Raw genomic sequence first — 26153 nt, 5'->3', positions numbered from 1 at the left:
AGGAACCTCCGTAGACCCTCGCGGGTCTCAATCTGTGGGATGTGTGGAGTGGGCTCCCGCCGGACGGGCCGCCACCCCTGCCCGCACGCCGTGCGGACCGAGGCGACTCGGTCTTGGGGGCGGGGCTAGAGTGTGGCAACGGCATCCACCATCTGATGCCGGGTTCCGGTGACCTGCCGACCGCGATATGAGGGCATGGGTACTCGGGAGCGCAAAGTACGAATATAGCCGCATCGCGCCACGCCGCGCAAGTGCGGATGCTTGCGTCGCCCCGCGGGGTCCGGTATACGAGGCCACGGCCTCCCGGATCGATCCGACCGGGCCGGGCGCGGAGCCCCGCCGTCCCGCCGCCGCGGCAGACTGGTCGGATGCAGGAACGCACCGGCCGCCGACGCGGAGACGACTCCGAGCACCCCCGCGCCGTGCTCGCCAGCGGGTACACCGCGCGGATCGAGCCCGACCGCCACTCGCCCGAGGCGGCGACCCTGGTCGTCGACGGCACTCCGCAGTCGCACGTCGACCTCGCGGATCCGACGCACCTCTCGTTCGAGTACGTCCGCCGGATCGGCCACGCGATCGACCTCGTCGCCCCCGAGGGCGAGAGCGTCACGGCGCTCCACCTGGGCGCCGGAGCGCTGACCCTCCCCCGCTACGTCGCCGCGACCCGGCCGGGCTCGCGCCAGCAGGTCGTCGAGATCGAGGGCGCTCTGGTCGAGCTGGTGCGCGAGGCGCTCCCGCTCCCCCGCGGGGCGCAGATCCGCATCCGCCAGGGCGACGCCCGCGAGGTGCTCGGCAAGCTGCCGCCCGGGCTGCGCGGCACGGTCGACGTGGTCGTCGTCGACATCTTCTCGGGCGCGCGCAGTCCCGCGCACGTGACCAGCGCCGAGTTCTACGGGGCGATCGCGCCGCTGCTCGCCCCCGGCGGCCTGGTCGCGGTGAACGTGGCCGACGGCGGCGCGCTCGCCTTCGCCCGCGCCCAGGCCGCGACGCTCGCCTCCGTCTTCGCGCACACCGCGATCATGACCGACACCCAGATGCTCAAGGCCAAGCGCTTCGGGAACGTGGTGATGCTCGCCTCGGCCGATCCGCTGCCGCTCGACGGCCTGCCGCGGCGCCTCGCCTCCGACCCCGCGCCCTCCAAGCTGGTGCAGGGGCGGGAGCTCGAGAACTTCATCGCCGGCGCCCTCGTCGTCACGGACGAGACCGCCACCCCGTCGCCGCTGCCGGCGCGGAGCATCTTCCAGGTGCGACGGGGCTGACCCGGGCCGCGCGTCGGGGCGCCGTCCGGGGACCCGCCGGTACACTCGACGCCGGGGTCAGCGACCCCGACCGTCCTCTCGTCCGCCGCGCGCGACGATCCGGATCCGCACTCCACGAGGAAGCATCGCCCTGAGCATCATAATCCGCCACGACCCCGCGACCCTCCACGAGGAGATCGACGTCGACGCCGCCCAGGAGCGCCTGGAGGAGATCGGCGCGCTGCGCAGCCTCGCCGCGCTCACCGAGAAGGCGGAGCTGCTGCGCCTGCTCGGGCGCGTCGACGAGGCGTGGGACCTCGCGAACGAGGCCGTCCGCCGCACCCGCTTCTCCGGCGACCGCGCCGAGCTGCTCACCGCCCGCGTCCGCCGCGCCCGCCTCATGCAGCTGCGGGGCCGCACCGACGAGGCCCTCTCGGAGCTCGCGCTCTGCGTCGAGGAGGCGCGCACGCACGAGTGGCACCTCGAGCACTCCTTCGCGCTCAAGCACCGCGGCCTCACCTTCTTCGAGCTGGGCGAGTACGGCCGTGCCATGCGCGACTTCGACGCCGCGACCGCGCTCGGCGAGCGCGTCGGGGTCCCCGAGGAGGAGCTCGAGGTCGCGCGCCTGGGCTACGCCGCCGCCTCCGAGTTCCAGGACGGGACCGACCGCGAAGCCCGCACCGACGGCACCGCCCGCGGCCGCCGCCGCGCCGACGGCGACGAGTCCTAGGAAGCGCCACCGGTGGCCGACCTCGAGGACGTGGCCCGCTGGGCCGACGCGCTGATCGAGGAGCACCTCGACCCCTCCTGGTCCTTCGCGCTCGACCACGCGCGCACCCGCGGCGGCGCCTGCCACTGGACGCGCCGCCGAATCACGGTCTCGCGCCACCTCGCCGCCCGCTGGAGCGACGAGGAGGTCCGGCAGACACTCCTGCACGAGGTCGCTCACGCGCTCGCGGGGCCCGACGCCGGGCACGGACCGCAGTGGCGGCGGATCGCGGCGCGGCTCGGCTACACGGGATCGCGCACCCACAGCAACCCGACCGCGGACGAGCTCGCGCCGTGGGTCGGCACCTGCCCGGGCGGACACCTCTTCTACCGCCATCGCCGGCCCACCCGGCCCCTGGCCTGCGGCCGCTGCGCGCGCCGGTTCGAGGCCGCGAACGCGATCCAGTGGCGGCGCCGACCGGTCCCGGCGCCGTGACCCCGGACGAGGCCCCGCACGGCGGGCGCACGCCGGTCACCGGGCAGTGGCTCCCCGAGGCCGACGGCCGGCGCTGGTGGTTCGACTCCGGAAGCCTCGCACTCGACTTCGCCACGACCGGAGCACTGCCTCCGGGAGCGGCCGAGCACCTCGACTCCGACGCCGCCCTGGCCGCCTGGCTCGCCGAGCGCTTCGAGGCGGTCGGCCCCGAGAGCCGGGACGCGCGCCTCGACGACGCGCTGATGCTCCGGGGCGCGATCGCCCGGCTGGCCGTCGCGGCCGAGGCCGGCACCGCGCCCGACCCGCGCGACGTCGACGTGGTCAACCTGGTCGCGGCGATGCCCGACATCCCACCGGTGCTGGGCGGAGGGTCGCGGCAGGCAGGACGGCTCCACGCGGCGGGCAGGCAGGCGCTCGCGTCCATCGCCCGGGAGGCCGTGGGGCTGCTGGGTCCGGCCGCGACCGGACGGCTGCGGCGCTGCGCGGATCCGGAGTGCCGGATGCTCTACCTCGACACGTCCCGAGCCGGGTCGCGCCGCTGGTGCTCGATGCAGCGCTGCGGGAACCGGTCGAAGGTCCGGGCCTACCGCGCGCGCGCCGCCGCCCCGCGCGGCTGACGCACCGCGCGGCTGACGCACCGCCGCGGCACCGGGAGCGGCACCGCGGCGGGACGGGTCAGTCGGAGACGCGGACCGAGCGGTCGAAGGCGACGTAGCCCGAGAAGTCCTTGCCGACGCGGTCGAACGCCGTCGGGTAGGGGTGCGGGTACGACCAGGCCTTGTCCTTCTTCAGGCCGTCGCCGGTCTGCACCGAGAAGTACTGGCACTCACCCTTCCACGGGCAGGTGTAGGGCGTAGGGCTCTCGACGAGCACGCCCTCGGCGATGCTCGACGGCGGGAAGTACCAGTTGCCCTCGATCGAGATCAGGTCGGAGTCGAGGGCGTCGGCGAGGACGACGTCGTTGAGGACGGCTTTCATGCGGGCCAGCTTTCGGTCGGGGCGGGGGGCGGAGGGACCGCCTCCGCCGAACGCTACGCCGGGGGCGTGCGACTGGTCGAGGCGGCGGCTCGGATCCGCAGGGGCTTGTGCGCTCCGCGGACGCCCTGCACCGCTCGGAGGCCGCGCACGCCGGAGCGGCGGGTCAGCGGAGGACCGACACCTCGTCGACGGCGTCGACCCGGGCGGCGGCGCGGACCTCGTCCGCCCGCCCCTCGGCGGCGAGCAGGCGGCCGGACTCGGACGCGGTGAGCAGGTGCGCGCACGCCCGGCGCAGGCCCTCGTAGGACGCGCAGGCCACCGCGGCCTCGGGCGAGACGTGGTCGATGCCCAGCCCGATGAGCGCGTCGACGACGGCGCCGGCCGCCAGCTGGTCCTCCATCGCGAACCGCGCCGCTCCGCTGTCATCGATGTCGCCGAGGGCGATCACGTTGACGCTGGTGCGCCCGCCGTTCTCGTGCTGGCGCTCCAGGATCCAGCGGGCGACGGCCGAGCGGTCGGCCAGGCCCGCGCGGACGACGCGGCCCTCCACTCCCCCGAGGTCGGGGCTCTCGCCTCCGGGCAGAGCGTCGACGAGCACCGTGACGTGGGCGGGGGCGAGCACGCGGAGGGCGCGGGCCCCCCACTCGAAGCGGATCTGGTAGGTCGACTGGTCGACGGAGGCGGCGGGAGCGGTCACCCTGACACGGTAGCGAGCACCGGAGGCGCATACACGTCCGGGGCTCCGCGCGCACCCGGTTCCTGCGCAGGGGCGGGCGGAGGAGGATGTCCCTCGTGAAGGTGATGCTCAAGCACGTGCTCGACACCGACGCCGACTCCGCCTGGCGCGCCCTGCAGAGTCCGGCCGTGTTCCGGGAGGTGATGTCCCCGCTCCTGACCGCCGCGTCGCTGGACGAGGGCGGCTTCCGCCCGACCTGGGGGCTCGGCTCCCACGAGGTCGCGATGGACGCCCTCGGGATCGTGCCGATGGGCGCGCAGGAGATCGACCTCTCCTACCGCCGCGTCCCCTCGATGCCCGACGTGCGGATCCTGCGCGACAGCGGCGGGCCCCTCACCGGCTCCCTCCGACTGATCACCGCGTGGGACCACCGCATGGCCGTCGCCCCGCTCCCCGACGGGCGCACGCTCTTCCGCGACCGCCTCGAGTTCTCGGCGGGCCTCGCCTCGGCCGCGCTCTGGCCGTCGATGTGGGCGTTCTGGCAGTGGCGCGGCATCCGCATCCGCTCCCTCGCCCCGTCCTGGCGCCACGATGTCGGTGCCGACACCCGCCCGCGCGGGGAGTCCGCCGCATGAGCCCCGACGGTGTCGCCGAGGAGGAGACCGAGCTGTCGCGCTCGGAGCTCCTGCGCCTCCAGTGGCCCTCCGCCGACGAGGAGGAGCAGGACGACGACGGCGTCTCGCCCCGCCGCCGCCTCACGACCGCGGTCGAGGTGTCGGACTGGCGCCGCCACGTCCAGGCCCTCTACGCGGAGGTGCGCCGGCTCTCGAACGTGGACCTGCTCGCCGCGCACGCGTCCTGGATCCGCGGGCGCAACGCGCTCTTCGCGCAGCACCCCTCCACCCCCCTCCTCCCGGCCGACCGTGCGCACTTCCGCTCGCTGCCGATCGCGCCCTACGACGCGGCCTGGCGCTTCGAGCTCGAGGTGGCCCCCGCCGAGGATGCGCGGCGGATGGACGTGGAGACCGGCACCGACGGCACCGTCCCCTTCGAGCTGATCGGCACGGTCGAGGTGCCGGACGCCGGCAGCCTCGACGTCTGGCGCCTCGCGTCCTACGGCGGAGGCCTGTTCCTGCCGGTCAAGGACGCCCTCGCGGGGACACCCGGCGGCACCTACGGCGGTGGCCGCTACCTCCTGGACACCGTGAAGGGCGCCGACCTCGGTCCGGGCTCCGCCCCGGGGACGCTGGTCCTCGACTTCAACTTCGCCTACAACCCCTCCTGCGCCTACGACCCGGCCTGGGCCTGCCCGCTCGCCCAGGCGGGCAACCGGCTGCCGGTCGAGGTGCCGGTCGGCGAGCGCTACCGGGGCTGACACCGACCCTGGACGTTCTCGGAGGGGCGGCCGATAGCCTCCGGGCGGCGCCGTCGTGCGCCGGAAAGCAGGAAAGCCGCATGCCCCGTCCCGTCCTCCTCGTCACCGGAACCTCCACCGGCATCGGCCGCGCCACCGCGATCGAGGCCGCGCGCGCGGGCTGGCGGGTGGTCGCCACCGTGCGGGATCCGGAGCGGGCGGAGGGCCTGCGCGCCGCCGCCGCCGAGGCACGCGTCGAGCTCGACCTGCGGGCGCTCGACGTGACCGACGCGGACTCCGTCGCCGGCTGCCTCCGCGCCGTGGAGGAGGAGCTCGGCGGTCTCGACGCCCTCGTGAACAACGCCGGAGCCGGCCACCTCGGCACCCTCGAGCTGGAGGATCCGGAGGAGCTGCGCCGCGTGATGGAGGTCAACTTCTTCGGCACCGTCGCGGTCACCCGCGCCGCGCTGCCGATGCTGCGCTCGTCCCGCGGCCGCATCGTCACCGTCTCGAGCGTCGGCGGCGCGATCGGGCAGCCGTTCAACGAGGACTACTGCGCGGCGAAGTTCGCGGTCGAGGGGTTCTTCGAGGCACTCGCCCCCGTCGCCGCCTCCGTCGGCGTCCACGTGTCGCTGATCGAGCCGGGAGCGGTCCGCAGCAGCTTCGTCGAGAACGTCGGCATCGACGCGGCGGCGATGCTCGCGCAGGCCGGCCCCTACGCGCCGGCGCTCGGCGCCTACCTCGACCGCGCCGCGTCGTCCTTCTCCTCGACCCACGCACAGGACCCGTCCGATGTCGCCGCCGTCATCCTGAAGACCCTGCGCGACCCGGAACCGGCCTTCCGCGTGCAGACCTCGGACTGGGCGGGCGACTTCGTCGGGACCAAGCTGAGCGACCGCGACGGCTCCCGCGTGCAGGCCGCGATGCGCGGATGGATCGGCATCCACTAGAGTGGGATGGTGCGAGCGCAGCGACTGCGCTCCCCCGCGTCGTAGAACGCCCCTTGTCCCCTAGGACTCTGACCGTCGAGGATCCGTCCCGACCATCTGGCGCACGTGCATGAGGCCCCCGGCCGCGCGCACCGAATCGTACGGCGAACGGATGTGACCACCGTCACCTTCGCCCGAACGCCGATCACCCGCGCCCCGGCCACCGCCCGCGCGTCCTCGATCGGCATGATGCCCCCGAAAGGCACCACTCCATGTCGAACACCCCCCCCTCCTTCAGCGCCCTCGGCGTGCCGGCCCCCCTCGTGGCCGCGCTCACCGCGAGCGGCATCACCGAGCCCTTCCCGATCCAGGTCGACACGCTGCCCGACACCCTCGGCGGACGCGACGTCCTCGGCCGCGGCAAGACCGGCTCCGGCAAGACCCTCGCCTTCTCCATCCCGATGATCGCCCGCCTCGGCGGCTCGCTCGCCGGCGGACGCCGCCGCCCCGGCCGCCCGCTCGGACTCGTCCTCGCGCCGACCCGCGAGCTCGCCACGCAGATCACCGCCGCGATGCAGCCCCTCGCCGACGCCTACGGCATCGTCACCACCACGATCTTCGGAGGCGTCTCGCAGCAGCGCCAGGTCGCCGCGCTCAAGCAGGGCGTCGACATCGTCGTGGCCTGCCCGGGCCGCCTCGAGGACCTGATGAAGCAGGGCTTCGTGAACCTCGACGCCGTCGAGATCACCGTCCTCGACGAGGCCGACCACATGGCCGACCTCGGCTTCCTGCCGGTCGTCACGCGCATCCTCGACAAGACCCCCCGCGGCGGGCAGCGCCTGCTGTTCTCCGCGACGCTCGACAACGGCGTGGACAAGCTGGTCAAGAAGTACCTCCAGAACGAGGTGCTCCACTCGGTCGACGAGGCCAACTCGCCGGTCGCGCTGATGACCCACCACGTGTTCGAGGTCGACGGCCTCGACGCCAAGAACGCTCTCGTGAAGACGCTCGCGTCCGGCACCGGCCGCCGCATCCTCTTCATGCGCACCAAGCACCACGCGAAGAAGCTCGCCAAGCAGCTCACCGGCCAGGGCATCCCCGCGGTCGACCTGCACGGCAACCTCTCGCAGGTCGCCCGCGACCGGAACCTCGCCGCGTTCGGCGCCGGCACCGTCAAGGTCCTCGTCGCCACCGACGTCGCCGCCCGCGGTGTGCACGTCGACGACGTCGAGCTCGTCATCCACGTCGACCCGCCGATGGAGCACAAGGCGTACCTGCACCGCTCGGGCCGCACCGCCCGCGCCGGCAGCGAGGGAGACGTCGTCACCGTCGTCCTGCCCACGCAGCGCAGCGACGTGAAGACCCTCCTCCGCAAGGCCGCGATCCAGGTCGCGCCCCAGCAGGTGACGGCCGACTCGGCCGCCGTCGCGAAGCTCGTCGGCGACGTCGCTCCGTACGTCACCCCCAGCGCCGCCGTCGAGCCCGTCCGCGGCCAGTCGCAGGGCGGACGCTCGCAGGGCGCCAACGCGCAGCGCAAGCGCGCGGCCCGCACCGAGGGCACCGCCGCACCCCGCGGCGGACGCTCGACGGGTGCCGCGACCGGCGGAGGCGACCGCCCCCGCCGCGACCGCACCGCCGCCGAGGGACCCGCCCGCGGCGGCGCCCGCGGAGGCCGCAGCCGCTCGGCCGCCGGTGCCCCCTCGACTTCGGGCGGATCGCGCTCGTTCTACAGCACCGCGACCGGCGGAGCGGCCTCGGCCGCTCCCGCCCGCGAGTCCGCCGGCGGCGGCGCCCGCCGCGGCGGCCGCCGCGCGCAGGGCTGAGTCCGATTGTGCGCCGCGGAGCGGCGCACCGCAGTCGGCTTCAAGCACGGTCGCGACGCGCAGAGCGTGTCGCGACTGGCTAGGCCGATCCGCTCGCACGCGGATCGACCGTTCGCCTCGCGGGGAGCCGCGGAACGGCGCACCGCGGTCGGCTTCAAGCACGGTTGCGATACGCAGAGCGTGTCGCGACCGGCTAGGCCGATCCGCTCGCACGCGGATCGACCGTTCGCCTCGCGGGGAGCGGCTGGTCCGGGGGCTGAGCGTTCGGTGATCGCACCTCAGCGCTCGTCCTGATCAGGGCGCCGACATCACGAAGGGCCGGGGCCCGCGACTACTGGTCGCGGGCCCGGGCCCTTCGTCGTTCACGCTTCACCTCTTCGAGCGGAGTCCCGCGCAGGGAGCTCCGGAAGTCCTCACCGCGTCCTGATCAGGCGATTCCCTGCTGCGCCGTCGTCGGGCAGGGGCGCCGCCTCTCCTCGCCCGGTCACAGAGGTCCCGTGGACGCCGGATCCACGAGCCGAACGGCCGAGTCGCGTGCCGGCGGATCGGTCCAGGCGGACGCCCGACGCTCCAGCCGGCCCGCCATGCTTGCGAGCCGACCGCGGCGCGCCGCTATCGGCGCGCAGAAGGGAGCGCCGCGGCCGATCCGCACCGCTAGGACAGGCGGCCGACGGAAGCGAGCGCGGCGCGGATCAGCGCGCCCCGCCCGCCCTCCATCTCGGCGGAGATCGCGTCGGAGCAGGCCTCGTCGGGGGTCATCCAGGTGAGCTCGAGGGCGTCCTGGCGGGGGTCGCAGGTGCCGGTGACGGGAACGACGTAGGCGAGGGAGACCGCGTGCTGGCGGTCGTCGGTGAACGGTCCCATGCCGGGCATCGGGAAGTACTCGGCGACGTGGAAGGGGAGCGGGCTCGCGGGGAGGAGGGGGAAGGCCATCGGGCCGAGATCCTTCTCTAGATGGCGGAACAGCGCGTCGCGCAGCGTCTCGCCGTACATCACACGGCCCGAGACGATCGTGCGGGTGATCTGGCCGGAGGGGGTCGCGCGCAGGAGCACACCGACCTCGGTGACCTGCCCGAGCCCGTCGACCCGGACGGGCACGGCCTCCACGTACAGCAGCGGGAGCCGCCGGCGGATCTCGGCGAGTTCGTCGTCGGACAGCCACCCGGAGTTCGGGTCAGGGGTGCGCACGCTCATGCAGCCATTCTCACCCTTCGCGGCTGGTGTTCCGACCGGCGGCGGCGATCCCGCACTCAGGGGGATGATGGTGCGATGGGAATCGACGCGAACGCGGTGCTGTGGTCCTCCTCCGAGCGCGACCGCGTCGGCAGGCCCCTCCTGGTGCTGCTGCACGGCTACGGCTCGCACGAGGGGGACCTGTTCTCGCTCGGCGCCTACCTGCCGCTGGAGCCGGTCCTCGCGTCCCTCCGGGCGCCTCTCGCCCTGGGCGGCGGGGCGAACGCGTGGTGGCCCCTCCGTGTCCCGCTGGTGCCGGACGAGCCGCGGGCCGATCCCGAGGCCGTCGAGGCGGCGGCGGCCGGTGTGATCGAGTGGCTCGACGGTCTGGAGCACCCGGGCCCGGTGGGGCTGCTGGGCTTCTCCCAGGGCGCCGCGCTGGCGGTGCAGCTGCTGCGGCGCGCGCCGGGCCGCTTCGCCTTCGCGGTCGCCCTGTCCGGGTTCGTGGTCCCGCTCGCCGAGGGCGACGACGCGGACGAGCGGCTCGCCCGCGAGCGTCCGCCGGTGTTCTGGGGCCGCGGGACGCTCGACACGGTGATCCCGGAGGAGCTCGTGCGGGACGCGGCGGCCTGGTTCCCGGAGCACACGGCGCTCGACGCCCGGGTCTACGAGGGCGTCGCCCACGGAGTCGGGCAGGCCGAGCTCGCCGACATCGGCACGTTCGTGCGTCTCGGCTTCGCCTGACGGGCGGACTCCCCCGCGTCAAGGGCTCGCCCCCGGGCCGCGGCCCCGGCAATGTCGGAGGTGGCAGGGAGGATGGATGCATGCCGGACGTCCTCGAGCGCTTCTCCCCCGCCACGCGCGCGTGGTTCGAGGGCGCGTTCCCGGCGCCGACCGCCGCCCAGGAGGGCGCCTGGTCGGCCATCTCGAGTGGAGCGCACGCCCTCGTGGTCGCTCCCACCGGCTCCGGCAAGACGCTCTCGGCCTTCCTCTGGGCGATCGACCGGCTCGTGCAGGGCCCGCCGCCGGAGGATCCGCAGCACCGCACGCGCGTGCTCTACGTCTCGCCGCTGAAGGCTCTCGGCGTCGACGTCGAGCGCAACCTCCGCTCGCCGCTCGTCGGCGTCACCCAGACGGCGCTGCGGCTGAGCGCCGAGGGCATCGGCAGCGCGCCGGCCACGGTCACCGTCGGGGTGCGGTCGGGAGACACGCCCGCCGCCGAGCGGCGCGTGCTGCAGAAGACGCCGCCGGACATCCTGATCACGACCCCCGAGTCGCTCTACCTCATGCTCACCTCGGCGGCGCGCGAGTCGCTCCGCGGCGTCGAGACGGTCATCGTCGACGAGGTCCACGCGGTCGCGTCGACCAAGCGCGGGGCGCACCTCGCCGTCTCCCTCGAGCGGCTCGACGCCCTGCTCCCGAAGCCGGTGCAGCGCATCGGCCTCTCGGCGACGGTGCGCCCGCGCGAGGAGGTGGCCCGGTTCCTCGCCGGCCGCTCCCCGGTCGCGATCGTGGCTCCGGCGTCCGAGAAGCAGTGGGACCTCAGCGTCGTCGTCCCGGTCGAGGACATGTCCGAGCTGGGGACGGCGGCTCCGCAGGACGGATCGACGATGGGGGCCACCGGTCCGCAGAGCGGGTCGATCTGGCCGCACGTCGAGGAGTCGATCGTCGACCGGGTCCTCGCGCACACCTCCTCCATCGTCTTCGCGAACTCCCGCCGCCTCGCCGAGCGGCTGACCGCCCGGCTCAACGAGATCTACGCCGAGCGCCGCGAGCTCGCCGCGGAGCGGGCGCGCGAGGCGGGCGAGCCCGTCGCCGTCGGGGCCCTGCTCGCCGAGGCGGCCTCCTCCTCCGTCCGCCGCTCCCCGGCCGAGGCGATGGGAGCGGCCGGGGGCACGAGCGGCAGCGGGCAGTCCGCGCCCGACGAGGAGCCGCTGCTCGCCCGCGCCCACCACGGCTCGGTGAGCAAGGAGCAGCGCGCGATCATCGAGGACGACCTGAAGTCCGGCCGCCTGCGCTGCGTGGTCGCGACCTCGAGCCTCGAGCTGGGGATCGACATGGGCGCGGTGGACCTCGTCGTCCAGGTCGAGACGCCGCCCTCGGTCGCGAGCGCCCTGCAGCGCGTGGGTCGAGCCGGCCACCAGGTCGGCGAGGTCTCGCGCGGGTCCTTCTACCCCAAGCACCGGGCCGACCTGCTCCACTCCGCCGTGACGACGGAGCGGATGCGCTCGGGCCTGATCGAGGCGATCGCCGTCCCCGCGAACCCGCTCGACATCCTCGCGCAGCAGACCGTCGCCGCGACCGCCCTCGAGAGCCTCGACGTGGACGACTGGTTCGACACCGTCCGCCGCAGCGCCCCCTTCGTGTCCCTGCCACGCTCCGCCTACGAGGCGACCCTCGACCTCCTCTCGGGCCGCTACCCCTCCGACCAGTTCGCGGAGCTGCGGCCGCGCCTCGTCTGGGACCGCGACGCGAACACGCTCACCGGCCGGCCCGGCGCCCAGCGCCTCGCCGTCACCAGCGGCGGCACCATCCCCGACCGCGGGCTCTTCGGCGTGTTCATGGTCGGCGAGCCGGGCTCGACCGGCAACCGCGTCGGAGAGCTCGACGAGGAGATGGTCTACGAGTCCCGCGTCGGCGACGTCTTCGCGCTCGGAGCCACCAGCTGGCGCATCCAGGAGATCACCTACGACCGCGTGATCGTGACGCCGGCGTTCGGTGAGCCCGGGCGCCTCCCGTTCTGGAAGGGCGACTCGCAGGGGCGCCCCGCCGAGCTCGGCGAGGCGATCGGGGCGTTCACCCGCGAGGTGGGCGCCGCCGCCCCCGAGACGGCCCGCGAGCGCTGCACGGCGGCCGGGCTCGACGAGTACGCGACCAGCAACCTCCTCTCCTTCCTCGACGAGCAGCGCCTGGCCACCGGGCAGATCCCGGACGACCGCACCCTCGTGCTCGAGCGCTTCCGCGACGAGCTGGGCGACTGGCGGCTGGTGCTGCACTCCCCATACGGGATGCAGGTGCACTCGCCGTGGGCGCTCGCCATCGGCGCTCGCGTCCGCGAGCGGCACGGGGTCGACGGAGCGGCGATGGCCGGGGACGACGGCATCGTCGTGCGGATCCCCGACACGGAGTCGGAGCCGCCGGGCTCCGAGCTGTTCCTGTTCGAGCGCGAGGAGCTGGAGCAGCTGGTCACGAGCGAGGTCGGCGGCTCCGCCCTCTTCGCCGCCCGGTTCCGCGAGTGCGCGGCGCGGGCGCTCCTGCTCCCGAGGTACAACCCGGGCAAGCGCTCCCCGCTCTGGCAGCAGCGGCAGCGGGCGGCGCAGCTGCTCGACGTCGCCCGCACCTACCCGACCTTCCCGATCATCCTCGAGACCGTCCGCGAGTGCCTCCAGGACGTCTATGACCTGCCCGCCCTGCTCCGCCTCGCCGCACGGCTGGACGGGCGCGAGCTGCGGATCCTCGAGGTCGAGACGCCGACCGCCAGTCCGTTCGCGCGGTCCATGCTCTTCGGCTACGTCGCTGCCTTCATGTACGAGGGCGACAGCCCGCTCGCCGAGCGCCGCGCGGCGGCGCTCTCGGTCGACGCGACGCTCCTCGGCGAGCTGCTCGGCCGGGCGGAGCTGCGCGAGCTGCTCGACCCGGCCGTCCTCGCGCAGATCGAGCGCGAGCTGCAGCGCGTCGAGCCCGAGCGCCGCCTCCGCGGGCTCGAGGGCGCCGCCGACCTGCTCCGGCTGCTCGGCCCGCTGACGCTCGACGAGCTCGGGGAGCGCCTGGTCGACGAGTCGGTCGCCTCGGCGGACGTCGCGAAGGCGCCCGCGATCGAGCGCGCGGTGCTCGAGGCCGACGTGGCCGCGCTCGTGAAGGCCAAGCGCGTCCTGCCCGTGGGCCTCGGCGGTGAGCAGCGGTACGCCGCGATGGAGGACGCCTCCCGGCTCCGCGACGCTCTCGGCGTGCCCCTGCCGATCGGCGTCCCCGTCGCCTTCATCGACCCGGTCCGCGATCCGCTCGGCGACCTCGTCGCCCGCTACGCGCGCACCCACGGCCCCTTCACCGCCGCCGCCGTCGCCACCCGCCTGGGCCTCGGAGTCGCGGTCGTCACCGACACCCTGCGCCGCCTCGCGGGCGAGCGCCGCGTCTCGGAGGGCGAGTTCCGCCCCACCGGCACCGGGACCGAGTGGTGCGATGCCGAGGTGCTGCGCCGCCTGCGCAGCCGCTCTCTCGCCGCGCTCCGCAAGGAGGTGGAGCCGGTGGACGCGGCCGCGTACGCCCGCTTCCTCCCCGCCTGGCAGCACGTCGGCGGCTCGCTCCGCGGTATCGACGGCGTGGCCTCCGTGATCGACCAGCTGGCCGGCGCGCCCATCCCCGCGTCCGCCTGGGAGTCGCTGATCCTGCCCGCCCGGGTGCGCGACTACTCCCCCGCGATGCTCGACGAGCTCACCGCGACCGGCGAGGTCCTCTGGGCCGGCGCGGGCACCCTGCCCGGCAACGACGGCTGGGTGAGCCTCCATCTCGCCGACACGGCAGGGCTGACCCTCCCCGTCCCCGCCGCCGAGTCCGTGACCCTGACCGAGCTCCAGCAGGAGATCGTCGGCGTGCTCGGCTCGGGCGGCGGCTACTTCTTCCGCCAGCTCTCCGACGCGGTCGGCTCCACCGACGACGCGGGCCTCGTCGAGGCCCTGTGGGAGCTGGTCTGGGCCGGGCTCGTCACGAACGACACCCTGGCGCCGCTGCGCACCCTCGTCGGCTCGACCGGCGGCGCCCACCGCCAGCCGCGCGCCCCCGCCCGCGCCCGCGCGCCCCGGGGCCGGATGACCGCCCGCCCCACGATGGCCACCCGCGTGGGGCCGCCGACCGCCGGCGGCCGCTGGTCGATCGTGCCGCTCGCGGAGTCGGACGCGACGATCCGCGGGCACGCGCTCGGCGAGACGCTGCTCGAGCGGTACGGGATCGTCACCCGCGGCTCCGTGCAGGCCGAGGGCGTCCTGGGCGGCTTCGCCCTCGCCTACAAGGTGCTGAGCGGCTTCGAGCAGCAGGGCCGCGCCCGGAGGGGCTACTTCATCGAGAAGCTGGGAGCAGCGCAGTTCGGCACAGCCGGCAGCGTCGACCGGCTCCGCACGTTCGCCCCGCAGGACGAGGCGCAGGAGCGCTCACGCCCGGTGCTCGCGCTGGCGGCGACCGACCCCGCCAATCCGTTCGGCGCCGCTCTGCCGTGGCCGCAGGGCGAGGGGCACCGCCCCGGTCGGAAGGCCGGCGCGCTGGTCGCCGTCGTCGACGGAGCGCTCGCGGTCTACCTCGAGCGCGGCGGCAAGACCGCCCTCACCTTCACCGCCGACGAGGCGGCCCTCGCCGACGCGGCCGCCTCCCTCTCGCAGCTGGTCCGCTCCCGCGGGGTCGAGAAGCTGACCGTCGAGAAGATCGACGGCGTCTTCGCGCTCGGCACGCCCTTCGGCGACGCCCTCGTCGCCGCCGGCTTCGTCGCGAATCCGCGCGGCCTGAGGATGCGCTCGTGAGCGCCGGAGGGAGCCCGCGTGCCCGAGGGTGACACCGTCTACCGATCCGCCCACAACCTCGCCGAGGCGCTGGACGGCGAGGTCCTGACCCGATGCGACGTCCGCGTGCCGAAGTACGCGACGGTCGACCTCACCGGCGAGACGATCGACGAGGTCGTCCCCCGCGGCAAGCACCTGCTGATGCGGGTCGGCGACGCGCTGATCCACTCCCACCTCAAGATGGAGGGGAGCTGGCACCTCTACGCCCGCGGCGAGGGCGAGCGGCCGAAGTGGCACCGGCCGGCGTTCCAGGCCCGGATCGTCCTCGAGACCGAGGACTGGCAGGCGGTCGGCTTCGAGCTCGGGCTCCTCGAGATCGTCCCGCGCTCGGCCGAGGAGGACGTGGTCGGCTATCTCGGCCCCGATCTGCTCGGCGCCGACTGGGACGCGCACGAGGCGCTGCGACGCCTGTCCGCCGATCCGGAGCGGCCGATCGGGCTCGCGCTGCTCGACCAGCGGATCATGGCCGGACTCGGCAACGTCTACCGCGCCGAGCTGTGCTTCCTGCGCGGCGTGCTGCCCACGCGCCCGGTCGGCGGGAGCGGCGACCTCGTGCGCACCATCGCGCTCGCGAAGCGGCTCATCACCGTGAACCGCGAGCGGATCGAGCGCACGACGACCGGCGACCTGCGCCCGGGCCAGCAGCTCTGGGTCTACGGCCGCGACCGCAAGCCGTGTCGGCGCTGCGGCACTCCGATCGAGCGCGGTGAGCTCGGCGACGACGAGCTGCAGCTGCGGGTCACCTACTGGTGCCCGCACTGCCAGAGCTGAGGGGCTACTCCTCGACCGCGGAGCGGCGCCCGGGGACGTGCTTCTCGTGGACGCCGACGTCCGTCAGACGCTCGATGCGGTCGACGTGGCGGCCGGGCTCGCCGCCGTCCGCGACGATCCAGCTGCCGACGAGGAGGAACCCGTCGCGGCCGCCGGCCGTCAGCGGGCCCGTGATCGTGAACGACCCGAGCGCCGGAGTCGAGAACGCCACGCGCACCGTATCCCCGTGCTCGAGTCCCTCGGCCGAGCGCTCCCCGCCGACCTCGTCAGCGTCCGGAGCCAGGGCGATGCTCTGGATCTCGGTCCCCGTGCCGAGGAAGACGTCCGCGACGACGAGCTCGCCGCCGACGGCCTGCCGGACGACCCCCTCGATCCCGTAGAGGCCGTAGCGCGGGGAGCGGACGAGGACGCGCACCGAGTCGCCGATCGCGACCTCGGCGAGAGCACCCCGGATCGAGGCGACGTCCCTCCGCGCGGGAGGAGCGGACAGGGCGTCGAGGATCGGGCTGGGCATCCGATCAGGGTAGCCGCTCCGGGAGCGCACCCGCCCGGCGGATCGGCGGCGGATCCCGGGCGGCCGGGGCGCCAGGTCGCATCGGCCGCCGTCGCCGCGCGCGACCGGCGGAGCGCCGGCCGGAAGGCTCCGGCACCGCGAGACCCCGGCACTGCGGAGACACCGGCACCGCCGGGAGACGCCGGTACTGCGGCAGGCACAGGCACCGCCGGGAACGACGAAGGCCCCGCCTGAGCGGGGCCTTCGGACGATGCGGAGTCGGTGGGATTTGAACCCACGGAACCCAATAAAGGGTTCTCCACCTTAGCAGGGTGGTGCACTCGACCGGACTATGCGACGACTCCTGAGCGCCCGCTGGCGGACGCACGACGACCATCATAACCGCACGCGCGAGGGCCTCGCGACACGGGCGCCCGCCCCTCCGCGGGAAGGCGGGAAGCCGCCTACTGGTCCGACAGGGGCCGGCCGATCGTGCAGGTCTCCTGCTGCGCCGTCTGCCCGGAGACGTCGCTCGGGAGGGTGACCGGCCCGTCGGGTGCGCTCGTCGCGGGGGCGTCGGTCGCGGGGGCGTCGGTGGCCGGCGACTCCGTGGCCGCCGGAGCATTGGTCGCCCCGGGCTCCTCCCCCGTCGACTGCGAGCCGCCGCCGGTGGTGCCGCTCAGCGCGATCGGCTGGTCGGCGAGGAGCGCCGCGTTCAGCGCCGCCGCCGCGTCCTCGCTGGGGTACACGCCGTTGCCGTCGATGAAGGTCGGGTACTGCACGAAGACCACGTTCGCGAGGTCGACGTCCTTCACCGCGAGGCCGATCGACACGAGGGTGTTCACGTTCTCGAGCGAGGTGGAGAGCTGCATGTTCGAGACGGCCGCCTTCGCGAGGCCGTAGAGGTTCACCGGGTTCGAGAGCGTCGACGCGCTCTTCACCTTGCGCACCAGCGATGAGAGGTACACCTGCTGGCTCGAGATGCGGGTGAGGTCGCTGCCGTCGCCGACGCCGTGCCGGGTGCGGAGGAACGCCAGCGCCTCGGCGCCGACGAGCGTGTGCGTGCCCGCGTCGAGGTTCAGCCCCGTGTACTCGTCCTGGATCGGGGTGGCGACGCAGACGTCCACTCCGCCGACCGCGTTCGACATCTCGATGACGCCCTCGAACTGGATGAGCGCCGCGTAGGGGATCTCGAGCCCGGTCAGCTGCTCGACCGTCTGCACGGTGCACGCCAGCCCGCCGGCCTCGAGCGAGGTGTTGATCTTCGCCGAGTCCACCGCGTCCGAGACGGCGCCGGTGGCCGGGTCGGTGCAGGAGGGGATCGGGACGTAGAGGTCGCGGGGGAAGCTGACGACCTCCACGGTCGAGTGGTCGGCCGAGATGTGCATGAGCATCGTGACGTCGTTGAGGTTCTCGGCACGCTCGCCGTAGGCCCCGGCGGCCGATCCGTCGGCGCTGTCGCTGCCGGCGAGCAGGATGTTGACGCCGCCCTCGATCGCCCCGATCTCGGGCACGTCGCCCCCGCCCGAGTCGATCCCGAGGTCGACGGAGGGACGCGCGCTCCCGGCGATCAGCGAGGCGGCGATCGCCACGATGCAGACCGCGCTGAGCACGCCGACACCCACGCAGGCCGCGAGGATCCGCGCGGCGAAGCGCACGCCGCTCGGGCGGCGCAGGCGGCCGTGCCGTGCTGCTGTGGTCCGGGTGGACGCGCGTTCGCTCATCGGGTCGTACTCTCTCTCGGCTGCGGGACGCGTATCGTCCCGGAGTCAGCGCGCGAGGTGGAGAGCACCCGTGGTGCCGCCCGCCCTCGGCTCAACCGAAGAAGCCGACCGAGCAGGTCTGCTGGTCGGCGCTCTGGCCGGTGACCGATTCTGGCAGGGCAACCTTGGATCCGTCCTCGGGAGTCGCTGCAGGAGTGCCGGGTGCCGCCTCGGCCGTCGCCAGCGGATCCGCGGTCGCCGGGCCCGACGGAGCGGCGGTGTCGGCCGGGGCCGCCGCCTCGCCCTCCACGGTCGCGCCGGCGCCCGTGCCGCCGGTGATGGCGATCGGCTGATCGGTCTGCAGGGCGCTCGCCAGGACGTCGCCCGCGGCGCGGTCCGGCTCCACTCCGCTCGGAGTCGCCCCGGTCGGGTACTGCGCGAAGACGACGTCCGCGAGGTCGACGTCCTTCAGCGCGAGTCCCATCTGGACCATCGTGTTCACGTTGTCGAGACCGGTCGAGAGCGTCATGTTGCCGAGCGCCGCCTTCGCGAGACCGTAGAGCGCGACCGGGTTGAGGAGGGTGTCCGCGCTCTTGATCCGGCGCACGAGCGCCGAGAGGAAGACCTGCTGGTTGCTGATGCGGGTCAGGTCGCTGCCGTCGCCGATGCCGTGGCGGCTGCGGAGGAACTGCAGCGCCGCCATGCCCTCGAGCGAGTGCACGCCCGGCTCGAGGTAGGTGTTCGTGTAGGGGTCCGCGATCTCGGTCGCGACGCAGACGTCGACTCCGCCGACCGCGTTCGACATCTCGATCACGCCGTTGAACTGCACGACCGCGCCGTAGTCGACCCGGACGCCCATGAGGTCCTCGACGACCCCCGCCACGCAGCCGAGGCTGACGTCGCTGCCCATCGCCTCGTTGATCTTGGTGTCGTACCGGGCGGGGATCGTCTCACCCGTGGCGGCGTTCACGCACTCCGGGATGTCGACGTACATGTCGCGGGGGAAGCTCACGACCGTCGCGTTGCTGTGGTCGGCCGAGACGTGCATCAGCATGTTGACATCGTTGAGGACGCTCGTCTCCTCATCGGGGTCGCCGTAGGCGTCGCCCTGGCCCTTCCGCGAGTCGCTGCCGACGACGAGGACGTTGAAGCCGCCCTCCAGTGCGCCGATCTCCGGGGCGCCTCCGGCCTCGACGCTGGAGCCGGCCGCGCCCGGGTGCAGGTCGACCGAGGGCTGCACGGACTGGACGATCAGCGTCGCCGCGATCGCGACCACCGACACCGAGGCGACCACGCCGACACCGCCCACGAGGGCGGCTCCCTTCACCAGGGTCCGCGCGAGGGTGTGCCGGTTCTGGCGGCCGTGCCGCACGAAGGGGCGCGGCGTGCGCGGAGTGTCGCGAGTCTGTGTCGAAGGGCCCGTGCGGCGCATCCGTCTCCCGGTGTCGAGGCGTCAGTGGTGCGGAGGTGAGGGCCGGGCGTCGATCCCGGGCGTCGCGCAATCCTATACAGAGGGCTGGCGCGTTCCGAAGGAGAGCGGGCAGGCCTCCGTCGTCGCGCGCCAGGACGAGCGTCGGACGGCGCCGGCGAGAAGCGACGCGAAGAACGGGACGGCGTGGCGGACGGCGTGGCGGAGGGCGTGGGATTCGAACCCACGAGACGTTTCCGCCCACCAGTTTTCAAGACTGAGAGCGACCATCCCGCGCCTCCGCGCCAGACCGCCAAACTTCCCGTTGACCAGCTATTTCTCAAAACGAACCTTGACCGCTGTTACCCCCAGGTTACCGCCAGTCGCCGCTACGAGTGGCACGAAGTGGCACGGTCCTTAACTATCTGCGCGCACGCGCGTATCACAAGGCATGACACCCACCACCGCCCTACTCACGGTCCCGGAGGCCGCCGCCTACCTCAACGTCGGAGTCCGCTTCATCTACCGCCTGACCTCCGAGCGACGCATCCGCTTCACCAAGCTCGGATCGCACGTCCGGATCGCCCGCTCGGACCTGGACCTCTATATAGAGGAGCACACCATCCAAACGATGCCCTGACCTCGGGCACCCGCGGTTGTTCGCTTCGGCCACCGTTTGGAGGAGCCGCCTGACCAGGGTTTGGAGGAGCCGCCTGACCAGGGTTTGCAGGAACGAAGCTGTATCGATGGGCTCGTCTCACACCTAAATGGAACCTTTCGATAGGCTCTCGCTCAGCACCACTGGCAGGGGGGTCATGGACAGCATCACTACCGCAGCGTTCGCGCTCGGCGGCACCATCGTCGGCCTGTTCGGGAGTTTGGTGGGAACCGTCCTGGTCCCGTGGCTCCGCGAGAAAGCCGACCTGCGTCGAAAAGATCGTGCCGTTATTCGAGAACTGATCTGGCAATACAACCGCCAGGCTTGGGAAACCTATCTCTTCAGAGAAGATAAGTCTCGATCCCTGAAGGATCAGCTAGACCTTCAAGCAATAGGCTTTCGACTTCAGTCTCTTTTGCAGGGAGAAGATGAACCTATAGGTCGGGTTATCATGCAAACTACGCAGAATATCACTGTCGATGCCAATAAGAAAGGACGTATAACCTTAGCTAGCTTTGAACTCTGTGCCACTATTTGGCTAAATGGAACCGCGGATGCAGCTAGTATCCTCAAGATTTACAACCACAACCTAGCCACGTTCAAGAATGATTGAAGCCATACCGAACACGCAGCAGCAGCAAACGCTCCTGCGCGCCGGAGGGTCAGAAACGGCCGTGCATCCCTTTGTTTGTAAAGAGTTTGTCACACGGGAGGGCTGGTTCTAACTGACACGCCCGGAGCGGCGCCTACCTATTGAGCGCCCTGTAGAGCGTCGGCCTGCTCACTCCCAAGGTCGTAGCAACGTGGGAAATGGTTTCTCCGGCGTCGATCAGTCTGCGTGCGCTGGCGATTTTCTTCGCGTCGAGCTTGGAGGGACGGCCGCCGACCCGACCCGACTCCTTCGCCACAGCCAACCCGGCGTTCGTCCGCTCGATGAGGAAGTCTCTCTCTACCTGAGCGAAGATCGCGAGCATTCCCATCATCGCTTCCCCCATCGTCGTGGAGGAGTCCAGTCCGTCAGCAATGGAACGGACGTGGATGCCGTCCTTCCGGAGCTTGTTGACGAGGGAGATGACGTGTCCGGTGTTTCGGCCGAGCCGGTCGAGCTTGAACACGACGACCGTGTCCTGCTCCACAAGGGTGTTCAACATCTTGTCCAACTCGGGACGGGACACCTTCGAGCCTGACACTCCACGGTCAATGAAAATGTCTCGCTTCTGCACACCTGCTGCGAGTAGAGCGTCAAGCTGCAACGTCTCGTCTTGTGCGGTAGTCGAGATGCGCGCGTAGCCGATCAGGCGGCCGGTCGTGTTCGTCATAGCTTTACTGTAACGGAACTCACGTAACGAAACAAGGAGTGGGCGGACACGAGTTTTGAAACAGGTTTTGGTCTGGTTCTGACACCCACAGCGGTGTTAAGCCCCAGGAACGTTTTCGTACGTCAACAGGGGGGTGCCCGCTAGGTGGGAAACCAATCACCCAGCGGGCACCCTGGGACTCCGGAGCCCCCGACCGCCCTGCGCCAGAAGAGGAAGTAAGCCCGATCAGATCGGAGCGCAGGACGGACGGCGGCACCGGGATCACAACGAACGCCGGTTTCGGGGGACAGAGGCCGCTAGAAGTGCTTCCTCTGCCGCGGTGAGGCGAGCCAGACCTAACGGCGTGTACAACTTGACTCGACCGAGAGGCGTGACCACAATCACCCCGCGCGGGGTTACCTTGAACCGACTTCCGACCGGTATTGACCGTTCGTACTTCCCGAAGAAGCCGACTCTCGAATGGTGCTTTCGGTAATACTTCTCCTTCGGCAGGATCACCCACGGTTCTGGTGCCTCTACGGGCTCAGCCGGTACAGGCGAGGACAAGGCCGCCACGAACTCAGGGAAGAACTTATCTCTTATCTTCGCAGCCTGGTCATCCTGGACGACGAACTCGACCCGCTGCGCGAAGCTCCGCACGGAGTCATCCGGTTCTAGAACCCAGAGACGAGCCCTCTCGGGATCATGGGCGACGCGGGAGCCGTCCGGCACGTCCCACTCCCGTTGACCACCGGGGTAGCTGACCCTCATCGTTCCATCGCCTCTAAACGGGTTGCTACCTCTGCAAAGGTCGCCAAAGACATTACTACGTGGCTGCCGCTTAGAGGGGCCTCTGGGGCCTGGACGACGTAGATGCCCCACGGTTTACCGTCTAGGCGTGCTGCACCTGAGGCGAGCGGGACCCAGTGGCCTGGCATGAACTTACGCATGGCATTGGCTACAACTGCAAAGTGCTTTAAACCCGTAAGGTCGGAGTGCTCAGGCGTTACGTCGTCTTCTAGCGCTTCCGAAACCTTTTTGAATCGCTTCTGTTCCCGAGCGGAAACATCTAAGCCCTCAGCGCGAAGGTAGGCGGCGACCGCATCGATGAAGCGTGCATTCCGAATTTCTGGTTTTATAGAAGTCATCGGGCGCTCCTCAGAAAGAGAATAAATTGTGATTTTGCGGTACGGCTAACCCGAGCTCCTTATTAATCGCGGTTATCGCCTTCTGCCGCGCAACACGGTCAGGCAGAGCATTAGCCTCATTGAGACGCTTCTGTCGCTCCGTAGCCCAGCTAAGTTCCCCCCTTAGGAAAATACTTTTGTCCTCGGGCCAGGGTCCGAGTGCAGCGATAGGCTCAACCTCCGCATTGACATCGGGTTCCTTTAAGTTTTCTATCCATTCAGGTAGCCGGCCGTTTCGGTCTCTCAACTCATCGAGGATTGCCTTGGTGAAAATGAGCTCTCCTCCACGCTCAATGAGTATTGGCCTGCCCTGAGTCGATGCGGGATCAGGATACGAAAAGCTGCGGTAGAAATGGACTCGTGTCCCGGCTAGTGTATTGGTGGTCATTCTAGTTCTCCTTTTTCCTGAGCCTGTTGCTCAATAACGTGCATAGCTTCTATCAAGTCTTTTGAAGCTCCCTGATTGGAGAGAGCAACACCTAAAGCCCGGGCCAATTCGGGATTACTTTCCAATGCGACGTTTCGGATCGCACGCCCCAACTTCTCTGCATCATTAAGTGTTTCTAGGGCTTCCTGATCCCGAAGACCTACCCGACTCATAAGATGATTAAGGGCGGTGGCTTCGGCCTGAGCGGCCTTGACTGCCAGAGCCGGGTTACGCTGACGGAGGGCCAAATCCCTGGTGTCCCTCAGCGAGTTTGCGATATCGAGAAGGCGGTCCCCGAACGTACCGGGGGAAATAATGTCTTCGTCCTCCTGGGTATGTCGCGCTGCTGGCTGTAGGTGAGCTCGAAGGTGTCGGCGTACAGATGCTTCCGATAGCTGGTACTGCGACGCCGCACGACGATTGCTTACCGACGAAGTAAGCAAAAGTTGATTTATCTCGTCCCTGAGCGGGCTGCTGCAGATGCTGCACTTTTGGCTCATGTTGCGCATCCTCTCTTTCAGGGTCACTTATACTATCGACACCCTCGAAACCCATTGGTTCCATCGGTTGCGATGTAGCTAATTTTTGTTTTATCCGTGCCCGTGCACGCTGCACCGTCCGTGGGTGGCATCCCAGCGCGTCCGCCTGCTGAGCCACCGTGAGCCCGTCAAGAGCTAGAAGTTGCTCCTCCGTGATCGTGGGCGTCCTGCGGCTCCTGGCGCCGTACACGGCCATACGTGCCCGTAGGGAGTCGATCCAGTCCGGGTCCCAGAACTCCACCGCCGCTTCTGCGGCCTGAACGATGGTGTTCTCGATGGAAGATGCTGTTATCCCAATGGGACCGTTCATCAGCTCATACGAATAATCTAGATCGGCCTCGTCCCAGACAATTACCCACAGCTCATCGATGAGAGCTTTGAGCGGGAGAGGGTAGTCGTTGAGAAGCCTCAGACTTCTTTGAATGAGCTTTTTGTATATCTTTTGCGCATATCGAGTCTTCGCCGCTGAGTTCGACTCCCAGGGTAACCGAGTGAAGGAAGGGAGAGTAAGGTCTTCTCTGTCCGGTACAAAAGAAGTCTTCTTCCTGCTTCTTTTCTTCTTCTTACTGACTACCTCAGCGTGGAGAGAGTAGATATCTTCTAGAGATAGATACTCGTAAAGATCATCTAGTACGTCGTCCTCTACACCCTCAGGAGAGAAGAGAGTATGTCTATAGTCACTCCCTCCGGGAGCAACTACGTTATATGTCACCCCTACTGCTGTAGCAAATGGGTCTCTACTTACTAGTTGTATCGTTCTCATGGGGGTCCTCCAACCCTGGTCTTACTACTTGTATTCGATTCCTAGATATCTCAGGTGGGCTCTGTAACGGTAGATCGTTGCCTCGTCCACCCCGAGAGCGAGAGCTTGCTTTGACGCTGATCTTCCAAAAAGTTCTGGGTGAAGTAGAACTTCTGGATCAAATTTTCGTGGCTTCGTCATGATGTCCCTTCCTGGTTGTCTCTGCACTATCGACAATATGCGATCCTCGCATTGACCGTGTGAACTATGGCAAAAAGTGTGTTACAGCTCTGTGAACAGCGCCAGGTCTGCTATTTCTAGAAACAAGAAAGGCCCCCAGCCGACCGAAGTCGAGTGAGGGCCTTGCTCTGGCGGAGGACCAAGAAAATTGTATCAGAAGGGCGCCGCTGGGATTTGGATTTCAGCGGCGCCCTCTGCATCTATTCTATCAGATATCAGCACACTAGGATTCACATTCCGAAAGCTTCTTGCGTCCCTTTCGAAGGTTAGAGTCTGCTGCTTTTCGACGGGCGACGAGTGTGCTCGCAGCTGCCGCGATATTCGTAACATATTCGGGGTCCCGCCGGATCGCTAGGTAGAAATCTTCTAGCAGGGCGTGATGGGTGGCAGTCGGGGTGAATTCTGCTAGCACCCGAGCTTTTTGATTCGTCATCCCCCCATATTAACATGGCAAGCGCTCTAGGAGGCTCTGTACGCCCTTCTGCGAGGAGTAGGGGGCAGGAGGGCATATCGCCCTAGGTATGCATGGAAAGTCTTTTAGAGAGGCGTCTGTGACCTCACAATTTGTGATGATGTATCAATATCGTTGATGACTGACGCGAATGCGACCGATGCTGCCTCAGCAACCAACTTGTTTCGCTCCTCGCTCGCGTGCATGTAAATAAGTGCAGCCCGCGGCGTCTTGTGGCCTCCCCGCGCCTGAACTTCTCGGAGGGTGGCACCCGTTTCGCTAGCGAGAGTCAAACTTGCATGCCGAAGATCGTGAAGATGAAACTGTTTTAGGCCGACTGCCGCGCGAGCACGTCGCCACTCGTAGTCGATCATCCCTCTACTTGTCCGGCGTCCATCACTTCTCGTGAAGAGGGGGTCGGTCGGCACCATCGATGGTCGAGAAGCGAGGTAGGCGCGGAGCTCGTCAAGAACAGGGTTCAGGACATGGATCGATCGAGATGTTTGTGTTTTCGTCGGGGCGGATAGGTCACCTCGACTCTCCTGCTTCGAGATTGTGACTGTCCCAGCAGCCGCGTCCAGGTCCGCGCGGAGGAGAGCCGCCGCCTCTCCTAGGCGCAGAGAGGCACCGAAGATGAGTGCTACGACAGGCTGTAGGTCCGGGACGAGCGCGTCATGTATCCGTTTGTAGTCCTGCAAGGAGAGGTACGGCCGCTCCGGCGCCGAGGCCGTACCAGCGTCCTTCACGCGCGCCGGATTCTTCACGACGACCTCGTCGTCTACAGCTTGCGCGAGCACGGCGTGCAAAAGGATGTAAGCGTTCCGAAGGGCGGTCGAGCCCGTCGTCTTCGCCTTCCGCGCGTGCCACTCCCTCACCATCACCGCTGTGATCCGGTCGACCGGGATCGGGTGGAAGTCAGCCAGATGTAGACGAAGGCTGGTCTCGTACCCGTCTACCGTCCGCGGTGCGAGTCCTCTCGCAGCGCCCGCCGAGATGTATGCCCGCGCGTAGGAGACGAAGCTGTCGGCGGTCGTCTTCGGGTCCCTCCACGTACCGCGCTGCTGGTCGGCCTGCACCGTCGCCAGGTACCCTTGCGCACCCTTGCGCGTGTCGAACGTGCCGGGGGCTGTTTGCATCCTGCCGTCGAGTCCACGGTGCCGGGCCTGCCAGCGTCCTGACGGTAGCTGTCGCACCGTTCCGAAATCTCTCTTCACTGTCTTCCTCCTACGTGGTGATACGTCGGAGGACGCAGGGAGTAAAGCTCCACCACAAGATGTGGCACGGGTGTGGCACGGAGCCCTCGTACGTCCTCAGC

The 26153-nt window shown here is 69.8% G+C and carries 26 protein-coding genes and 2 tRNA genes; 13 read left to right on the top strand and 15 right to left on the bottom strand.

Annotated elements, in window-relative coordinates; all coding sequences use genetic code 11:
* Positions 1–368: 368 nt before the first annotated feature.
* From C5C29_RS12615 to C5C29_RS12600, 4 genes are all read left to right on the top strand, one after another.
* A complete protein-coding gene (locus C5C29_RS12615; protein WP_104308448.1) occupies positions 369–1259 on the top strand; it encodes a spermidine synthase in 891 nt (296 codons plus the stop codon).
* Positions 1260–1638: 379 nt separating this feature from the next.
* Positions 1639–1968 carry a hypothetical protein gene (locus C5C29_RS17190; protein ID WP_181027192.1) on the top strand — a complete coding sequence of 110 codons (330 nt, stop codon included), beginning with the start codon at positions 1639–1641 and terminating at the stop codon, positions 1966–1968.
* Between the two features lie 12 nt (positions 1969–1980).
* On the top strand, positions 1981–2442 hold the full coding sequence (locus tag C5C29_RS12605; RefSeq protein WP_104263210.1) for a SprT-like domain-containing protein: 462 nt from the start codon (positions 1981–1983) through the stop codon (positions 2440–2442).
* Positions 2412–3059 (top strand): CGNR zinc finger domain-containing protein, encoded by a 648-nt coding sequence (locus tag C5C29_RS12600; protein WP_258069495.1) that lies wholly within the window; start codon positions 2412–2414, stop codon positions 3057–3059. Before C5C29_RS12605 ends, C5C29_RS12600 begins: the two co-directional genes overlap by 31 nt.
* Before the next feature lie 58 nt (positions 3060–3117).
* On the opposite strand, the gene C5C29_RS12595 is transcribed toward C5C29_RS12600, so the two are convergent.
* Together C5C29_RS12595 and C5C29_RS12590 are read right to left on the bottom strand one after the other, a co-directional pair.
* Complete coding sequence (locus tag C5C29_RS12595; protein WP_104308447.1) at positions 3118–3420, bottom strand: DUF427 domain-containing protein; 303 nt, start codon at positions 3418–3420, stop codon at positions 3118–3120.
* A 163-nt stretch (positions 3421–3583) separates the two neighbouring features.
* Positions 3584–4117 carry a 2-phosphosulfolactate phosphatase gene (locus C5C29_RS12590; protein WP_104288466.1) on the bottom strand — a complete coding sequence of 178 codons (534 nt, stop codon included), beginning with the start codon at positions 4115–4117 and terminating at the stop codon, positions 3584–3586.
* Positions 4118–4203: 86 nt separating this feature from the next.
* On the opposite strand from C5C29_RS12590, the gene C5C29_RS12585 reads away from it, so the two are divergent.
* The 4 genes from C5C29_RS12585 (at position 4204) to C5C29_RS12570 (ending at position 8202) form a co-directional block, all read left to right on the top strand.
* The gene (locus C5C29_RS12585) at positions 4204–4731 is read left to right on the top strand and encodes a hypothetical protein (RefSeq protein ID WP_104238079.1); all 528 of its coding nucleotides are present in this window, start codon (positions 4204–4206) and stop codon (positions 4729–4731) included.
* Positions 4728–5471 (top strand): DUF1684 domain-containing protein, encoded by a 744-nt coding sequence (locus C5C29_RS12580; protein WP_104308446.1) that lies wholly within the window; start codon positions 4728–4730, stop codon positions 5469–5471. Before C5C29_RS12585 ends, C5C29_RS12580 begins: the two co-directional genes overlap by 4 nt.
* An 80-nt stretch (positions 5472–5551) precedes the next feature.
* Positions 5552–6400 (top strand): SDR family oxidoreductase, encoded by an 849-nt coding sequence (locus tag C5C29_RS12575; protein WP_104308445.1) that lies wholly within the window; start codon positions 5552–5554, stop codon positions 6398–6400.
* Between the two features lie 251 nt (positions 6401–6651).
* Entirely contained in the window at positions 6652–8202 is a 1551-nt protein-coding gene (locus tag C5C29_RS12570; RefSeq protein WP_104308444.1) for a DEAD/DEAH box helicase, read from the top strand.
* A 654-nt stretch (positions 8203–8856) separates the two neighbouring features.
* Here the strand turns inward: C5C29_RS12570 and C5C29_RS12565 are convergent.
* On the bottom strand, positions 8857–9396 hold the full coding sequence (locus C5C29_RS12565) for an NUDIX hydrolase family protein (RefSeq protein WP_104225113.1): 540 nt from the start codon (positions 9394–9396) through the stop codon (positions 8857–8859).
* Positions 9397–9471: 75 nt separating this feature from the next.
* Here C5C29_RS12565 and C5C29_RS12560 point away from each other — a divergent pair, with 75 nt between their 5' ends.
* From C5C29_RS12560 to C5C29_RS12550, 3 genes are all read left to right on the top strand, one after another.
* The gene (locus C5C29_RS12560; protein ID WP_104260904.1) at positions 9472–10119 is read left to right on the top strand and encodes an alpha/beta hydrolase; all 648 of its coding nucleotides are present in this window, start codon (positions 9472–9474) and stop codon (positions 10117–10119) included.
* Positions 10120–10199: 80 nt separating this feature from the next.
* Entirely contained in the window at positions 10200–14882 is a 4683-nt protein-coding gene (locus tag C5C29_RS12555; protein ID WP_104308443.1) for an ATP-dependent helicase, read from the top strand.
* A gap of 18 nt (positions 14883–14900) precedes the next feature.
* On the top strand, positions 14901–15692 hold the full coding sequence (locus tag C5C29_RS12550) for a DNA-formamidopyrimidine glycosylase family protein (RefSeq protein ID WP_104308442.1): 792 nt from the start codon (positions 14901–14903) through the stop codon (positions 15690–15692).
* 4 nt (positions 15693–15696) lie between these two features.
* Here C5C29_RS12550 and C5C29_RS12545 read toward each other — a convergent pair whose 3' ends face one another.
* The 5 genes from C5C29_RS12545 to C5C29_RS17185 all read right to left on the bottom strand — a co-directional run bounded on the left by C5C29_RS12545 (position 15697) and on the right by C5C29_RS17185 (position 19598).
* Positions 15697–16206, bottom strand: a complete 510-nt coding sequence (locus C5C29_RS12545; protein WP_104226774.1) for a hypothetical protein — start codon at positions 16204–16206, stop codon at positions 15697–15699.
* Between the two features lie 253 nt (positions 16207–16459).
* Positions 16460–16550 (bottom strand) — tRNA-Ser (locus C5C29_RS12540).
* A 99-nt stretch (positions 16551–16649) separates the two neighbouring features.
* Positions 16650–17909 (bottom strand): LCP family protein, encoded by a 1260-nt coding sequence (locus C5C29_RS12535; protein ID WP_104226775.1) that lies wholly within the window; start codon positions 17907–17909, stop codon positions 16650–16652.
* 91 nt (positions 17910–18000) lie between these two features.
* Complete coding sequence (locus C5C29_RS12530; protein WP_258059448.1) at positions 18001–19215, bottom strand: LCP family protein; 1215 nt, start codon at positions 19213–19215, stop codon at positions 18001–18003.
* 301 nt (positions 19216–19516) lie between these two features.
* Positions 19517–19598: transfer RNA gene (locus tag C5C29_RS17185), tRNA-Ser, on the bottom strand.
* A gap of 149 nt (positions 19599–19747) precedes the next feature.
* On the opposite strand from C5C29_RS17185, the gene C5C29_RS12525 reads away from it, so the two are divergent.
* Positions 19748–19936 (top strand): helix-turn-helix domain-containing protein, encoded by a 189-nt coding sequence (locus C5C29_RS12525; RefSeq protein ID WP_104308441.1) that lies wholly within the window; start codon positions 19748–19750, stop codon positions 19934–19936.
* Positions 19937–20111: 175 nt separating this feature from the next.
* Complete coding sequence (locus C5C29_RS16865) at positions 20112–20567, top strand: hypothetical protein (protein WP_146083494.1); 456 nt, start codon at positions 20112–20114, stop codon at positions 20565–20567.
* Between the two features lie 133 nt (positions 20568–20700).
* Here the strand turns inward: C5C29_RS16865 and C5C29_RS12520 are convergent, their stop codons facing one another.
* The 7 genes from C5C29_RS12520 to xerC form a co-directional block, all read right to left on the bottom strand.
* Positions 20701–21273: a recombinase family protein gene (locus tag C5C29_RS12520; protein ID WP_104308440.1), complete on the bottom strand. Its 573-nt coding sequence runs from the start codon at positions 21271–21273 to the stop codon at positions 20701–20703.
* A 261-nt stretch (positions 21274–21534) separates the two neighbouring features.
* Positions 21535–22023 carry a hypothetical protein gene (locus tag C5C29_RS16860; RefSeq protein ID WP_146083493.1) on the bottom strand — a complete coding sequence of 163 codons (489 nt, stop codon included), beginning with the start codon at positions 22021–22023 and terminating at the stop codon, positions 21535–21537.
* A complete protein-coding gene (locus C5C29_RS16855; RefSeq protein ID WP_146083492.1) occupies positions 22020–22400 on the bottom strand; it encodes a hypothetical protein in 381 nt (126 codons plus the stop codon). Before C5C29_RS16855 ends, C5C29_RS16860 begins: the two co-directional genes overlap by 4 nt.
* A 10-nt stretch (positions 22401–22410) precedes the next feature.
* A complete protein-coding gene (locus C5C29_RS16850) occupies positions 22411–22827 on the bottom strand; it encodes a hypothetical protein (RefSeq protein ID WP_146083491.1) in 417 nt (138 codons plus the stop codon).
* Complete coding sequence (locus tag C5C29_RS16845; RefSeq protein ID WP_146083490.1) at positions 22824–23114, bottom strand: hypothetical protein; 291 nt, start codon at positions 23112–23114, stop codon at positions 22824–22826. The genes C5C29_RS16850 and C5C29_RS16845 overlap by 4 nt, the downstream gene beginning before the upstream one ends.
* Complete coding sequence (locus C5C29_RS16840) at positions 23095–24168, bottom strand: helix-turn-helix domain-containing protein (protein ID WP_146083489.1); 1074 nt, start codon at positions 24166–24168, stop codon at positions 23095–23097. The genes C5C29_RS16845 and C5C29_RS16840 overlap by 20 nt, the downstream gene beginning before the upstream one ends.
* A gap of 756 nt (positions 24169–24924) precedes the next feature.
* Entirely contained in the window at positions 24925–26052 is a 1128-nt protein-coding gene (gene xerC / locus C5C29_RS12515; protein WP_146083488.1) for a tyrosine recombinase XerC, read from the bottom strand.
* Between the last annotated feature and the right edge of the window lie 101 nt (positions 26053–26153).

Origin of the sequence: Rathayibacter sp. AY1H2 (assembly GCF_002931985.1) — a bacterium.
Classification (GTDB): domain Bacteria; phylum Actinomycetota; class Actinomycetes; order Actinomycetales; family Microbacteriaceae; genus Rathayibacter.
The sequence above is the reverse complement of the archived record's forward strand: the minus strand, read 5'-3'. Positions and strand labels throughout refer to the sequence as shown.